The organism is Gluconobacter roseus NBRC 3990 (assembly GCF_006538885.1).
Taxonomy (GTDB): Bacteria; Pseudomonadota; Alphaproteobacteria; order Acetobacterales; family Acetobacteraceae; genus Gluconobacter; species Gluconobacter roseus.
In genome coordinates this window covers 12,816-27,866 of record NZ_BJLY01000007.1, presented here as the reverse complement: position 1 = coordinate 27,866, position 15,051 = coordinate 12,816, and the positions used below count along the sequence as shown (strand labels likewise).

At 59.9% G+C, this 15,051-nt stretch carries 12 protein-coding genes and 1 pseudogene; 11 read left to right on the top strand and 2 right to left on the bottom strand.

Going from position 1 to position 15,051, the window contains the following annotated elements:
* Positions 1–100 precede the first annotated feature (100 nt).
* Positions 101–767: pseudogene (locus GRO01_RS13075) on the top strand (IS5 family transposase).
* A gap of 333 nt (positions 768–1,100) precedes the next feature.
* On the opposite strand, the gene GRO01_RS13070 reads toward GRO01_RS13075, so the two are convergent.
* Positions 1,101–2,060, bottom strand: coding sequence for a LysR family transcriptional regulator (locus GRO01_RS13070; protein ID WP_083541178.1), 960 nt, complete (start codon positions 2,058–2,060; stop codon positions 1,101–1,103).
* Between the two features lie 263 nt (positions 2,061–2,323).
* On the opposite strand from GRO01_RS13070, the gene GRO01_RS13065 reads away from it, so the two are divergent.
* Genes GRO01_RS13065 through GRO01_RS13030 form a run of 8 tightly spaced genes read left to right on the top strand, consistent with a single transcriptional unit; the run spans position 2,324 to position 10,714 of the window.
* Positions 2,324–4,831, top strand: a complete 2,508-nt coding sequence (locus tag GRO01_RS13065; protein WP_062507025.1) for a TonB-dependent receptor plug domain-containing protein — start codon at positions 2,324–2,326, stop codon at positions 4,829–4,831.
* Positions 4,832–4,857: 26 nt separating this feature from the next.
* Positions 4,858–6,111 (top strand): MFS transporter, encoded by a 1,254-nt coding sequence (locus GRO01_RS13060; protein ID WP_062507017.1) that lies wholly within the window; start codon positions 4,858–4,860, stop codon positions 6,109–6,111.
* The gene (pxpB, locus tag GRO01_RS13055; protein ID WP_062507015.1) at positions 6,108–6,749 is read left to right on the top strand and encodes a 5-oxoprolinase subunit PxpB; all 642 of its coding nucleotides are present in this window, start codon (positions 6,108–6,110) and stop codon (positions 6,747–6,749) included. Before GRO01_RS13060 ends, pxpB begins: the two co-directional genes overlap by 4 nt.
* Positions 6,746–7,717, top strand: coding sequence for a 5-oxoprolinase subunit C family protein (locus GRO01_RS13050; protein WP_062507013.1), 972 nt, complete (start codon positions 6,746–6,748; stop codon positions 7,715–7,717). The genes pxpB and GRO01_RS13050 overlap by 4 nt, the downstream gene beginning before the upstream one ends.
* 26 nt (positions 7,718–7,743) lie before the next feature.
* Positions 7,744–8,505, top strand: a complete 762-nt coding sequence (locus GRO01_RS13045) for a LamB/YcsF family protein (RefSeq protein ID WP_062507011.1) — start codon at positions 7,744–7,746, stop codon at positions 8,503–8,505.
* A 25-nt stretch (positions 8,506–8,530) separates the two neighbouring features.
* On the top strand, positions 8,531–8,980 hold the full coding sequence (locus GRO01_RS13040; protein ID WP_062507010.1) for an acetyl-CoA carboxylase biotin carboxyl carrier protein: 450 nt from the start codon (positions 8,531–8,533) through the stop codon (positions 8,978–8,980).
* Complete coding sequence (gene accC, locus GRO01_RS13035; protein WP_062507008.1) at positions 8,973–10,328, top strand: acetyl-CoA carboxylase biotin carboxylase subunit; 1,356 nt, start codon at positions 8,973–8,975, stop codon at positions 10,326–10,328. Before GRO01_RS13040 ends, accC begins: the two co-directional genes overlap by 8 nt.
* Positions 10,325–10,714, top strand: a complete 390-nt coding sequence (locus GRO01_RS13030; RefSeq protein WP_062507006.1) for a hypothetical protein — start codon at positions 10,325–10,327, stop codon at positions 10,712–10,714. Before accC ends, GRO01_RS13030 begins: the two co-directional genes overlap by 4 nt.
* Positions 10,715–10,724: 10 nt before the next feature.
* Here GRO01_RS13030 and GRO01_RS13025 read toward each other — a convergent pair whose 3' ends face one another.
* A complete protein-coding gene (locus tag GRO01_RS13025; RefSeq protein WP_011251807.1) occupies positions 10,725–11,288 on the bottom strand; it encodes a winged helix DNA-binding protein in 564 nt (187 codons plus the stop codon).
* Between the two features lie 78 nt (positions 11,289–11,366).
* Here GRO01_RS13025 and GRO01_RS13020 point away from each other — a divergent pair, with 78 nt between their 5' ends.
* Together GRO01_RS13020 and GRO01_RS13015 are read left to right on the top strand one after the other, a co-directional pair.
* On the top strand, positions 11,367–13,457 hold the full coding sequence (locus GRO01_RS13020) for a hydantoinase/oxoprolinase family protein (RefSeq protein ID WP_062507002.1): 2,091 nt from the start codon (positions 11,367–11,369) through the stop codon (positions 13,455–13,457).
* Positions 13,457–15,025, top strand: coding sequence for a hydantoinase B/oxoprolinase family protein (locus GRO01_RS13015; protein WP_062507000.1), 1,569 nt, complete (start codon positions 13,457–13,459; stop codon positions 15,023–15,025). Before GRO01_RS13020 ends, GRO01_RS13015 begins: the two co-directional genes overlap by 1 nt.
* Positions 15,026–15,051: the final 26 nt, after the last annotated feature.

Here is a 15,051-nt window from a genome sequence, read left to right as displayed (position 1 = left end):
CCGTCTTCTTCTCCGCCATCTGCCTCGCCGCAACCGTCATCTTCTGGCTATGAGTCCTGAGCCTAGCATGATTCAGGCTTCCATGAAGAAGTCCTGAAGGATGAGTGATTTGCTCTGGCTGACTGACGAGCAGATGGTGCGGCTTGAGCCATATTTTCCGAAAAATCATGATAAACGCCGGGTAGGTGATCGTCGGGTGCTGAGCGGAATTATCTTCGTCAATCGCAATGGGCTGCGTTGGCGAGATGCGCCGAAAGACTATGGACCACACAGACGCTCTACAATCGCTGGCAGCGGCAGGGTGGCAAGAGCGTCTTCCTGCGGATGACGGAAGGTCTGTCTGCGCCCGAGGCTTCCGAGCGCAAGACGGTGATGATCGACGCAACCTATCCGAAAGCGCACCGCACGACTTCCAGCCTGCGTATGAAAAAGCAGTATGAACACCAAGCTTCATGCCATTACTAATGAGAAAAGACGTCCTTTGAGCTTTTCATCACTGCAAGCTAAGTCAGTGCTTATACCGGTGCCGCCGCTCTGCTCGATGAGTTGCCGAAGGCCCAATGATTACTTGCCGACCGGGGTTATAATGTCGACTGGTCCAAGGAGGTGTTGCAGGGAGAGGACATCAAGCCCTCACCCTGGGCCGAAAATCCCGGAACAAGGCTGTCAAATATGACAGGCGCCGCGTTGCGAACCGCTACAACAGATGCCCCACAACCTTCTTCTCCGCCATTGCACTCGTTACCATCGTCATCTTCCGGCTCTGATCAGTGAATCCTGATCCTAGGCAATTTCATCGGACAGAATAAGCACGTGAAACCCCTATCGATGGAATCCTATATGGCGAACCGTGTAAACCCGGATCTACGCCTCATCAGCTTTACAAGGCCCGCAGCAATAATGATGCCAAAGGCTTCTCCACCAAAACACGCTTCTGGGAAACGCTCGTGCCGATCGGCACCTATCAGAACGGAAAGCTGGAAAGTCTGGAAATCCATCCGATCACCCTCAGCCTTGGTCCGGCCGCACATTTACGTGGCGTTCCTTCTTTGGCGCAAGGGGAAGAAGGACGGCAGATCCTGGAAAAATTCGCAGCCCTGTCAGCGCCTTTTGGAACCGTGCTCAAAATGGGCGGAACCGGCGATGCCCCCGTTCTCCTGTGGGGTGCCGAAGCCTGAATGGAGCTCAGGCGGCTCATTGTCCCGGGAAGCTTCACCCAGATAACGGATCAGCGCTTCCCGCCCTTCCGCCATGCGTCCGCGCAACGTCATGACGCCGACTTCACGGACGATCCGCTGCTCGCCTAAGGGTAGCACGCGGATGTTCGGGACCACGCTCACTGCAAAAATGTAAGGGACGATCGAACAGCCCATATTGTTGGCGACCATTTGCAGGATGGTATGCAGTTCCTCTGTTTCGATGACCTGATGAGGAGAAATGCCCTGCGCTTTCAGGAACCGGTCCAGCGTACGCCCACCGAAAGAACGGCTGTCATACCGGATGAAAGGCTGTGTCTTCAGGATTTCACGCCAGTCTTCGTTTTCGATATGGGCAGGAATGACCATGACATAATCCTGCTTCACAATGGGATGCCACTCCATGTACGGCATCAGGCCAAAAGGTGGACGGACGATCAGCGCCGCATCCAGTTCACCTGCGTCCAGGCGATCAAGAAGTCCCATCGAAAGTCCTGGAACAATCCGTACTTTCAGGTCAGGAAACTCAAGATGCAGTCTTGCAATGGCGGGCGCCAGCAGGCTGGTCTGAGCCGTAGAAATGGCTCCGATCCGTAGCAACGCATTGCCTGACCTGATACGGCCCACACCCCGAAGCGCTTCAAAAGAAGAGAGGATATCCTCAACCTGACACAGGATACTGCGTCCTGCTGCCGTAAGCGTCACGGATCTTCCCGTACGTTCAAAGAGATCATAGCCAAGCTCGTCTTCAAGCCGGCGGATCTGGGCACTGATGGCTGACTGGGTCAGACCGACCGTCCTGGCGGCTGCAGCAAAACTTTCCGTTTGGGCCGCAACGACAAATGTCCTGAGTTCAGCAATCATAGATCGACAGACATAAAATTTTTCTCTCAGGATAATTATCTGTCATTTTTTTTTGCCATTCAAGGCAGGCATCTTTGATATCTCGCGGACAAAAGCCGGACCAGGTATGGAAAAAACCTGTTTCCTCGCGGAATTCTTTGAGAATCCAATTCCATTTCCAGAAAGCAACATTTTAGTTGCTGTTCCGTTATATGTGTGATTTGCTCATGAAAAGTATGTATTTCTGATTGTCCCGCCGTTCCCGGCCGGAAAAGGGGATGCCCATGAGTAAACGTTTCGAACCCAAGGCTTTCCTGATGTGCGGTGCTGCCCTGAGCACACTCGTATCACTTTGTCCGTCCCTGTCAGGTTCGTCCGCTTGGGCGGCAACGCCGACGCATTCCAGTGCGAAGCCTCACAGGCATCCGGTGACAGTTACGGCAAAGACCGTCCCGGCCCGTAGGGCTCCTGTCGCGCGGCGGACGTCAATCGTTTCGAAAACGGCTCCCGAAGAAATGCGTGTCACCGGTACCGCGACCACCGGCCAGTCTGTGATGGCCACGTCGACGCCAGTGCACAGCACCACGCAGGTTACCGTTGTTTCCGGAAGTCAACTCCTGGCCACCGGCCAGACAAACGTCATGCAGGCACTTGCCCAGGCATCCGCGTCCATCACCTCTCCGCCCCAGTCCGGTGTCGGCAACAGTGGCTTCATCCAGACCATGCAGCTCCGCGGGCAGTCGGCAGATGACACGCTGATCCTCGTCAACGGACATCGCCGCCATATCGGCGCAAACTTCAATGCCAATGCGGGTCCGAACTGGGGCACCGAGCCGACGGATATTTCGCTGATCCCGATTTCGGCTATCGATCATATCGAAGTCATTACAGAAGGGGCATCAGCCCTTTATGGTCAGGATGCTCTGGCAGGTGCAGTCAATATTGTCCTCAAACAGAGAACGCATGGCGGTTCCGTCAACTTCCAGAACAGCGGCTTCTACGCCGGCGACGGACAGGCGCTGAACGGTTATGCGGATTGGGCCACAGCACTTGGCAAAAGCGGTGGCTATCTCGATCTCGCGGCGCAGGTCACTCACCAGCTTCCCACCAACCGCAGCGGTCTCTTCGTCGGACAGCTTTATCCAGTGGGCGATTCCCGAAACGAAACGGCCAGCCGTGACGTACAGCGCGGCCTGGGTATCCCGAAATCGACACTCGAAACCCTCAGCGAAAACATGTCGGTCCCGCTGGGAGAAAATCTCAACCTCTACAGCACATCGACCTTCAGCCACCGCAAGGCTCACGTCGCCGAGACCTATCGCAGCGCTGGAAACAGCCTGACTGACATCAACCTGTGGCCCAACGGCGCCCAGCCTTATATCGGCATGGACCAGTACGATTTTGAAACCGATAATGGCATCAAGGCCCATAAATTCGGTTTCGCATGGGATGCCTATGTCAATTATGGTCGTGACGATCAGGCCTATTCGACCCTCGACAGCAACAACATCTCGCTTGGTGATGCCAGCCCGCGGGATTTCTATGATGGCAAGACCATAACCTCCGAGCTTTCGACCGGGCTGCGCGGTTCACGCTTCTTCCACACGTCGTGGCTGCCCAAGCCGATCGCCCTGCGTTTCGGCGGAGAATACCGGCGCGATACCTTTCAGATGACGGGGGGCGAAGAAGCCTCCTGGATCGGCCTCGGTGCCACGGACCATGCGGGCAACGTTCCACTGGCCGTCACCAATCGCGGCCGCGACATCTATGACGGCAACGTCAACCTGGATTTCTACGTCACGAAAAAATGGGAATGGTCCCTCGGCGGCCGTGCCACTAGCTACAGCCATCTTGCTACCGTCACTACGGGGTCTATCGGAACGCGTTACAACTTCAACAAGCACTGGGCGATCCGCGCCAGCATCAATACCGGCTATCGTCCGCCAACGCTGGGCCAGACGTATTATTTCTATAACGCGCCTTTCGCCAACTATGCCGTGGATCAGCTTCCTAATAGCAGTAATGCCGCAAAGGCGCTCGGGGCTGGTCATATCAAGGGTGAATACTCCCGTAACTACAGCATCGGTATCGATGCCACGCCGGTCAAGGACTGGAACGTCACGGCCAACCTCTATTACATTGCGATCAATGATCGTCTGGCCAGCACCACGACCCTTGGCGGCACGGGCGTAGCTGACATTCTTGCGGCTTCAGGTCTGAACAACGTCACCTACGCCTCGTACTACACCAACCCCGTCAATACCCAGACCTATGGCGGCGATGTTGACACCAACTACACGCTGCACACCAAACGCGCCGGCACGTTCCGCTTCGACTTCACGTTCAACTACTCCGACAACGAAATTCGCAGCCGCAACAAGACTCCTTCCGTTCTGGCGAACATGGGGCTGTCCACGTTCAACACCTATGCCGAAGAGATGCTCCTGCATTCCGCACCCAAGAACCGCGAGAACCTCACGGTCAACTGGAACTACGGCAAGTGGAACGTCATGGTGCAGGAGCAGCGTTACGGTTCCATCATATTCCTCGCAAGCCCCACGGCGGCTCCGATGGAACAACGCCCGGCGTTCCTGACCAATATGTCCGTCAGCTACAAGATCCTGCCGAAATGGAGCGTCACGGTAGGGGCAAACAACCTGGGCAACAAATATCCGACGCGCGTTCCCAAGGCGACGGCAGCACCGCTCTTCAATGAATACAAATATGCCTACTACTCACCTTACGGTTTCAACGGCGGCATGTATTATATCCAGACCGGACTGACTTTCTGAGACTTAACGGAAAAAGGCGCAGTTTCTTGCAGACAGTTTCCCAGACAGTTCCAGAAGATCGCCGGCCTTTCCGGTTTGTCATATACGCCCTGACCATCGCCATGTGCGTGATCTGTTACGGAGACCGGGCTGCCCTATCCGTGGGCATGCCCCAGATCGCGCACGAATTTGCTCTTACCCCCGGGGAAACGGGCTGGGTTCTGTCCAGCTTCCTTTGGTCCTATTTCATTCTCAACCTTCCCGGAGCGATCCTTCTGGACCGCTTCGGGGTTCGCGTCATCGGCGCGGCAGCGGTTGCACTGTGGTCGATTGCCATGATCCTTGGCAGTCTGACGGCTACTGTTCCTGCCTTCATCGCCACCCGGATCCTTCTGGGTGTCGGGGAAGCGCCCACGTTTGCTTTGGGCAACAAAGTCGTCCGGGCCTGGGCACCGCTGCATGAACGCGGTCTCATGATGACGGCGTTCATCTGCGGTATTCCCATCGGACTGGCCTGCGGTGCCGCATCTTCCGGCTGGCTCATTGCCAACTATGGATGGCGCCCGGCTTTCTCGTTCCTTGGCGTCCTCGGGTTGGTCTGGTCCGTGATCTGGCTCCTGACCCATCCCCGTCCCTCACGTAATACGGGTACCACGCCGTTCGCCCTGATTTCAGTGCCAACCCTGTTCCGCTCCTCGGCGTTCTGGGGAATCGTGATTGCCCAGTGCTGCGCAAATTACGCTAACTTCCTGCTGATGTCCTGGCTGCCGATCATCATGCGCCAGACCTTGCATCTTGGTACCGCACAGTCCGGGGCCTACACGGCCTACTGCTATGTCGGTGCGGCTATCCTGTCGATCACGGCAGGAAAGATTGGCGAAACGCTCGTTCGCCGTTCCGACCTTTCTCTGGGAGGACGCCGCAAGGTCGTGTGCCTGTATCTCGTTCTGGCTTCTTCCATGGGATTCTTGCCGCTCTGTGCCACTGCCGGGACTATTATTCCCCTTCTCGCCATCTCAATGGCGTTCATGGCAGGTGGAACCGGCGCAAACATGGCCCTTCTGGCAGACCTGCTGGTGGAAGATGAAATTCTCGGTTCCGTAACTGGCCTGACGCTGACATTTTCGAACGGGCTCGGCATTCTGGCGCCGGTCATGACAGGATATCTGCTCCAGGCAACCGGCAATTTTCATGGTGTCTTCTACATCACGGGCATCATCATCCTGTGCGGTGCCCTCGCCGCTGCTTTTCTTCCCCGGCGTCCGTTTCATGGCCGCCCTCAGCCGGATCACACTCAATGACCCGCATTCACATGGCAGGCGCGGGCGGCCTTCTCCTTGATGCTGCCGACGGCGCTTTCAACGACATGATACAACGCCGTATCTGGGCCACCAGCCGCGAACTGAACGCGCGAGAGGATGTCGTCCAGACCCTCCCCGGCGTGAACAATCTTCTCGTCATGTTCGATGCCGCCGAAACCGATCATGCCGCCATGGAGAACCTGTTGCGGGATGTGTGGACGCAGGCTTCGGCTGATGAGATCCCCACCCGCGAGATCGTGGTTCCCGTTGTGTATGGTGGCACGTTCGGCGAGGATCTGGCCCTCGTGGCCCGCTTCGCCAACCTGACGGAAGAAGAAACCATCGAAGCCCACATGGCCGGACGCTATAGCGTGGCCGCCATCGGCGCCATGGCCGGCTTCGTCTACCTGACCGGGCTTGATCCCCGACTGGCTATCCCCCGGCGGGATTCCCCGCGCCTGCGCGTCGAGGAAGGGGCCGTGGTCATCGGCGGCGGCCATGCCGGGGTGATGCCCTGCACCTCGCCGTCGGGTTGGCATATCCTCGGGCGGACGGATCTCTGCCTTTTTGACGCCTTCCGCCCCGAACCCGGTCTTCTGCGGCTGGGTGACACCGTCCGTTTCGTGAGGGCCTCATGATCGAAATCCTGACAGGCTCTTCCCTCAACACGATTCAGGATTTTGGCCGCCCCCATGCCATGGCGATGGGTGTGGCGCAGGGCGGGGCGATGGACCGTCTGGCACTGGGTTACGGCAACCTGCTGCTCGATAACCCGCTGGATGCGGCCGGGATCGAGATCGTGTTCTTTCCCTTCCGTGTGCGCTTTCACGCCGGGATGTCCTTTGCCGTCACCGGGGCGGACTGCCCCGTTACCCTGGACGATCTGCAACTCCCGCGTGACTGGGCGATCACCGCCCGTCCCGGACAGACACTGATCATCCGTGCACCACGACAGGGCGCGAGGGCCTATCTGACGGTGCGGGGCGGTCTGGACGTTCCGACCGTTCTGGGCGCGCGTTCAACGGACCTGAAAGGGGGTTTTGGGGGTTTTGAAGGCCGGGCACTCCAGAAAGGGGATCGTCTTGCCTGTATGACGGCCACCAGCATCCGTCTGCCTGCCGCAGGATACGGCCTCTCCCGCGCCTGCCCGCTTCCTCCTGCGGATGGCACACAGGTTCGCGTCCTGCCCGCCGCCGAGCATGAGATCTTCACACCTGAAAGCCTGAAGACCTTCCAGACGGCGGCCTGGACCCTGACGCCCAGCGCCAACCGGATGGGATACCGTCTGGAAGGACAGGAAACACTGGCACTGACCCGCAAGCTCAGCCTGTTTTCCCACGGCATCCTGCCCGGGACGGTTCAGGTTCCGCCTGCGGGGCAACCGATCGTCCAGATGATGGATGCCAATACCTGCGGCGGTTATCCCAAGATCGCCACCGTCATTGAGCCGGATCTCCGCCTGCTGTCCCAGACCACCGTTGGCGCACCGGTCCATTTTCGGGAAATCACGCGCGAAGAAGCGGTTCAGGCCGTCCGTCAGAACGCTACAGACCTGCGGAATCTGACTGCCGGGGTCTCGAAGCTCCGCGCACAACTCGTTTTCTGATCTTTACGTCCGGGAGTTCCAACACCATGACCAAGACAATCGATCTGAACGCCGATCTGGGTGAGAGCTTCGGCCATTACACGATGGGCAATGACAGCGCGATGCTGGACATCGTGACCTCCGCCAACGTCGCCTGCGGCTTTCATGGCGGCGATCCGGAAGTCATGGCCGAAACCTTCCGGATCGCCCGTGAAAAGGGCGTTTCCGTCGGCTCCCATCCAGGCTTTCCGGATCTGTGGGGCTTCGGCCGCCGCGTCATGCCGTTCACGCCCGCGCAGATCGAACGGATCGTGGCCTACCAGATGGGCGCGGCACAAGCTCTCGCCACCTATTCCGATCATCGCATGACCTACATGAAAACCCATGGCGCGCTGGGCAATCTGACCGAACGCGATCCCGCTGTTGCCGAGGCCATCGTAAATGCGGTCAAGGCCGTTGACCCGAATCTTCCCATCATGGCCATCGCCCTGAGCCATCTTGAACGCATCGGCCGCGAGCGGGGTCTGACCGTATTCTCGGAAATCTTCGCGGACCGCGCCTATACGGAGGACGGACATCTCGTGTCGCGCAAGGAACCAGGCGCCGTCCTGCATGACGCCGATTTCGCAGCCGCCCGGGCGGTGCGGATGGTCCAGAACGGCGCCATTGAAACCATCACCGGCAAAATGCTGCCCACACGCATCGATACGATCTGTGTGCATGGTGACAATGCGGAATCCGTGGACGTGGCCCGTAAGGTTCGCGCGGGATTTGAAGCCGCCGGCATTGCCCTGCGCGCCCTGACCTGAAGCAGACCGGAAGACGGACCGCCCCATGATCCCCGATCTCAAGACCCTCGATGCCCTGATGGCCCGGATGCAGGCGCTGGGTATTACCGAACTCGACTATTCCCGCGACGGCGAACATATCCGCCTGGTCCGTGGGGAACAGGGAAACAACCCGCCGACGAACAGCTCTGCTCCAGCGAGCACAGTCCTCTCACCTCCGGTTGCCGAAGAGGCCGTCCCATCAAAGGCCGAGACTACGATCGAAGCCCCGATGCACGGCCAGTTCTATACATCTCCCGCTCCCGATGCGCCGCCCTTCGTCAAACCCGGCGACATCGTGACGGAAGGACAGCCGCTCTACATCCTCGAGGTCATGAAGACGCTCTCGCGCATCGAGGCCGAGTTCCCCTGCCGCATCGTTGCTGTCCTAGCCACAAACGCAGATGCGGTCTCTCCCGGAACGCCCCTGTTCACCGTGGAGCCACTCAATGCATGAGCCGCGCCGTGTCCTGATCGCCAATCGCGGCGAAATCGCCCTGCGGATCACGCGGGCCTGCCGCCTGCTCGGCCTGCACAGCATCGGCATCCATTCCGAGGCCGATGCCAGCCTGGCGCATCTGCGTCTTGTTGACGAAACGATCTGCATTGGCCCGGCTGCCGCCTCGCACAGCTATCTGGACGCCGCCCGCGTCCTGCGCGCCGCCGAACTCACGAATGCCGACATCATCCATCCCGGCTACGGCTTCCTGTCGGAAAATGCCGATTTTGCCGAAGCCGTGGAACAGTCCGGGCGCACGCTGGCAGGCCCGACAGCCGAGATCATGCGCCTGATGGGCGATAAAATAAGCGCCAAGCAGCAGATGCGGCGCTCAGGCGTTCCCTGCCTTCCCGGTACGGAAGATGCCCTGCCTACGGATCTCTCCGAAGCGCAGACCATCTGCGACGCCATCGGCTACCCGCTGATCGTCAAGGCAGCCGGCGGCGGCGGCGGACGCGGCATGCGCGTGGTGATGGCCGCAGCCGATCTGCGCGATGCCATTGAAACCGCCAGGGAAGAAGCTGGTCGCGCTTTCGGTAATCCGTCCGTCTATGCCGAGCGCTTCCTCCAGCATCCCCGCCATATCGAAGTCCAGGTTCTGGCCGACCGGCAGGGCAATGCAGTCTGGCTCGGCGCAAGGGACTGCTCCATCCAGCGTCGCCATCAGAAGCTGATCGAGGAAGCCCCGGCCATCGGCATCGCCCCGCAGGCCATAGCCGAACTGGGCGAGCGCTGTGCGAAAGCCTGCACCCTGATGGGCTACACCGGCGCCGGCACCTTCGAGTTCCTGTACGAAGATGGTGCATTTTCTTTCATCGAGATGAACACCCGCCTTCAGGTCGAACACCCCGTCACGGAAATGACGACCGGCATCGACATCGTCCGTGAACAGCTCCTCATTGCGATGGGACAGCCGCTTTCCTTCACACAGGCCGATATCCGCACCGAAGGCCACGCCATCGAGTGCCGCATCAATGCCGAAGACCCCGAGAGCTTCCGCCCTGCCCCCGGAAAAGTCCTGAACTGGCGCGCCCCTGGCGGCCCCGGCGTACGCGTCGATACCCATCTGTATGACGGCTACGTCGTGCCCTCAAACTATGATTCCCTGATCGCCAAGCTGATCGTCCACGGAACGGATCGCAGGGATGCCCTCAACCGCATGCACGCCGCCCTCTCCGAAATGCAGATCACTGGCATCGCCACGACCACGCCCCTGCATCTGCGCCTGATGAACGAGCCCGGCGTGCGCGAAGGCAGCGTCAGCGTGCACTATCTCGAAGCCCTCATGCGAAAGTCCGCCCCATGACTTTTCTTGAAGACCTTCTGAACGAGCTTCCAGACCTGGTCAGCCGGATGAGACATTACGATGTCCGTCATGTCTCCTTGAAAAATGAGATGGGCGCGATTGCCCTGACCGTGACGGCGACCCCGTGCCAGACGGCTCATGGTGCTCCGGCCATAACGGTGGAAGACATTCCCGTTCTCAGCCCTGAGATGGGCCGGTTCCGACAGAATGGCCTGAGCGAAGGTCAGACCGTCTGGACCGGAGAGATCATTGGCTTTGTAGAGACAGGCGTCCTTCGCCTACCTGTTACGGCCACGACGAACGGCATACTTGGTCCGGCCGAGATCGGCGATGGCAGCCTCGTGGGCTATCATGACATCCTCTTCAGGATTCATCAGGGTGCCTGAAGAGGTGCGCTCAGAGAGAGGCTGCGGAGCGCGAGGCCTGTTCGTAAAAGCCCGTCAGGACACGGAGCGCCTTGGCGACCTCGGCAATCGTGACGTCACCGACTTCCCGGTTCTGCGGAATATGCTCCAGCAGACAGATCCGGCGCAGACGGGCATATTCCATGCAGGCTTCCCGGCCTTTCTGCGTGGTGCTGACGAAGACTTCCTTGCCCTGACGCCGCCGCTGGATCAGCCCGTGCTCGTCCAGCTTTTTCAGCGCGTAGTTCAGGTAATGCCGTTCGGACAGGTTGAGGGTGAACATCAGGTCCGAGATGCTTTTTTCCCGGTTCCGATGCGTGACGCTGTGAAGAATGAGCGTGTCGAGCGCCGAAAGATCCGGCAGTCCCGCCGCCGCCATGCCACGCGACATCCAGCGATGAAACGCATGGTTCACGACCGTCAGGGCAAACTCGAATTCACTCAGGTCCTCGTTCCCTGGCAACGCCAGATGCGACGAAGACACGATGAAGGCCCGTTCCATATCCGCAACATCCGGCATGACCGGCGTGCGGCTCCCGCCTTTCGCGTCCTTCATGGCCCTTTTCACTCTCCTTCAGTCCGCGCCCTCTCGAGGCGCTCCACGATACTCTAACCCGATACGGAAAACATAGGCATGGTCGACAGTACACAAATCCGTCTCGCCGCTGATATCGGTGGCACATTCACGGATGTGGTTCTACAGACACCGCAGGGCCGTCTGACACGCAAGGTCCTTACGACGCCCAGCGCACCCGAACAGGGCGTCATGGATGGCATCGGGCTTGTGATCCAGGACGCGGGCCTGCAGTTCCCCGACGTAACAGTCTTCGTGCACGGCACGACGCTGGCGACCAACGCGATCATCGAACGCCGGGGCGCCCGCACGGCCCTCATCGGAACACAGGGTTTTCGGGACATTCTGGAAATCGGCACTGAAAGCCGGTTCAACCAGTATGACCTGATGCTGCAGAAGCCCAGCCCGCTTGTCCCCCGGGACCTGCGCTTTACCGTTCCCGAACGCATGGATGCCCGAGGTACCGTTCAGCTTCCGCTGGATGAACAGGCAGTTCTGGCGCTTGTGCCCCAATTACGGGACGCACGCGTCGAGAGCATCGCCATTGCGTTCCTCCATGCCTATGCTAATCCGGCGCATGAACAGCGGGTTCGGGCACTTCTTCAGGAAGCCCTGCCAGACGTCACAATCTCCATTTCAAGTGAGGTTTGTCCCGAAATCCGGGAATATGAACGTACCTCGACTACGGTTGCCAATGCCTATGTCCAGCCCCTGATGGCGGGCTATCTGGGGCGCCTGCGCGAGGCCCTCAATGCACAAGGCTTTCAGGGCGCGCTGTATCTCGTCACGTCAGGCGGCGGCCTCACCGCGCTTGAGACGGCCCGGCAGTTTCCCGTCCGCCTGGTGGAATCCGGTCCGGCCGGTGGTGCCATCTTCGCAGCCCAATGCGCCGAGCGGCTGGGCGAGAACCGCGTCCTGTCCTTCGACATGGGTGGTACGACTGCAAAAGTGTGCCTCATTGAAGACGGAGAACCTGCCTCATCCCGTTTCTTCGAAGTGGACCGCACGGCCCGCTTCATGAAAGGGTCCGGCCTGCCCCTGCGGATCCCCGTGATCGAGATGGTCGAGATCGGCGCCGGTGGCGGGTCAATCGCCCATCTGGACGCCATGAAACGCGTGGTCGTCGGACCGGAGAGCGCATCTTCCGTTCCAGGACCCGCCTGTTACGGGCTGGGTGGCAAGCGTCCCGCCGTTACGGACGCGGACGTCATGCTCGGCCTGATCCGCCCGGAAAACTTCGCGGGTGGCAGCATCAAGCTCCAGCCGGATCGTTCAGCCGAAGCGCTTCTGGCCGATATCGGCGCCCCGCTGGGCCTGTCGGTAGAAATGTCGGCCCATGCGGTCTATGAAATCGTCTGCGAAAACATGGCCAGCGCCGCCCGCGTTCATGCCGCCGAGCGTGGCGCTGTCATCGGTGATCACACCATGATCGCCTTCGGTGGCGCGGCCCCTCTGCACGCAGCGCGTGTCGCGGAAAAGCTCGGCATCCAGCGGCTCGTCATTCCATCCAATGCGGGTGTCGGCTCAGCCGTGGGCTTTCTCGCAGCCCCCGTCTCGTTCGAACTGGTCCGTTCTTTCCCCATGCGTCTGGACGAGAGCTTCAGTTCAGAAGAGGTCTCGGCGCTGCTGGATGACATGACACAGGCTGCACACGGTCTGGTTCAGGACGATGCCCGCACCGAAACGCTTCACACCCGGCGCGCGGGGTTCATGCGCTATGTCGGTCAGGGCCATGAGATCATCGTAACCCTCCCCGACGGCCCCATCAGCAGCGATCATCTGTCTGCGCTCCGGGACGCGTTCGAAGCGGAATATGCGCGCCAGTTTGCCCGCGTCATCCCCCACGCCGCCGTCGAAATCCTGAACTGGTCCGTCAGCGTATCCACCACACCGCGGAAATATCCCCCCTTCGTGGCCGCCCCGGCCCTGCACGACGCAAAATCCGGCGACATCCGGAAGCTGTTTGATGGCGCAACCGGCACTCATGTCGATCTGCCGGTTTATGAACGCACGGAGATGGGACCGGGCAGCCGCATTTCCGGTCCCGCCCTGATCGCCGAAAAAGAAACCACGACCTACGTTTCCTCCCGCTACAACGCCCATTTGGACGGAAGCGGCAACATCATTCTGGACATGAAGGACGCCGTCTGATGAGCGCACACTCCCATAAGGAAATCGATTTCCAGATCATGTGGAACCGCCTGATCGCCGTCGTCGGCGAACAGGCCCAGGTGCTGATCCGCACGGCCTTCAGCCCCATCGTCCGCGAATGCGAGGACATTTCGGCCGGCATCTTCGACCTGCAGGGCCGGATGATCGCGCAGGCCGTGACCGGCACACCCGGCCACGTCAATTCCATGGCGGAATCCGTCGGCCATTTCCTGCGTCACTTCCCGATCTCGACCATGAAGGAAGGAGACGCCTACATCACGAACGATCCATGGATGGGAACGGGACATCTCAACGATTTCGTCATCACCACCCCGGCGTTCCACAAGGGCCGTCTGGTCGGACTGTTTTCCTGCACCAGCCACCTAATGGATATCGGCGGACTGGGCAACGGACCAGAAGCGACAGACGTTTTCATGGAAGGTCTGTCGATCCCCATGCTGAAACTGATCGATCAGGGACAGGTCAACGAAACGCTGATGGCCATGATCCGCGCCAACACCCGCCTGCCGGTGGACACGGAAGGCGATACCTATTCGCTGGCCGCCTGCAACGATGTCGGTGTCCGCGCATTATGCGACATGATGGACGAGTTCCGGCTCGACAACCTCAACCCACTGGCCAATTTCATCATCGAACGCTCCCGACAGGCCGTTCTGGACAAGATCGCAGCCCTCCCACAGGGCACCTGGTCCCATGAGATGACGATCGACGGCTACAACGCCCCCCTGACGCTCAAGGCAAAGCTCACCGTCAGCGAAGGCCGTGTCAGCGTCAGCTATGATGGCTCCCCGCCGACGGTCGGTCGCGGGATCAACGTCCCCATGGCCTATACGCGGGCCTATACAGTCTTCGGGCTGGCCTGCGCGATCTCGCCTGACGTTCCCAACAATGCAGGCTCTCTTGCGCCCTATCATGTCGAGGCGCCGGAAGGTTCTGTTCTGAACGCAATGCGTCCCGCCCCCGTCTCTTCCCGCCATGTCATCGGACAGATGCTGCCGGACATGGTGTTCGGATGCCTGCGCACGCCTCTTCCCGACAGGGTTCCGGCGGAAGGGACGTCCTGCCTGTGGAACATTGCCGTTCGTGGCCAGTGGTTCCCAAAAGGATCGGATGCCTCCCAGACCTACGCTTTGGCCATCACGACCAATGGCGGCACCGGTGCCCGCCCCGGCCTGAACGGCCTTTCCGCAACGGCCTTCCCATCCGGCGTGCACGGCACACCGGTGGAAATCGCGGAAATCCAGTGCCCGCTCATTTTCTGGGAAAAGGAACTCCGTGAGAACAGCGGTGGTCAGGGCCAGACCAAGGGCGGCGACGGACAGGTCATGCGGATCGGTACGACCCAGAAGCAGCCGTTCGAACTGCTGGCAGCATTCGACCGCGTCGATCATCCGGCCCGTGGTGCGCTCGGCGGACAGGACGGCGCGGCAGGCCGTGTCGAGACCGCATCAGGCCGGAAGCTTGCCGGCAAAGGCCTTCAGGTCCTGAAGCCGGACGAGGTTCTTGTCCTCATGACGCCAGGCGGCGGCGGACTAGGGGTTCCCTGAAACGGACCTGCACCCTTCTTCATCGC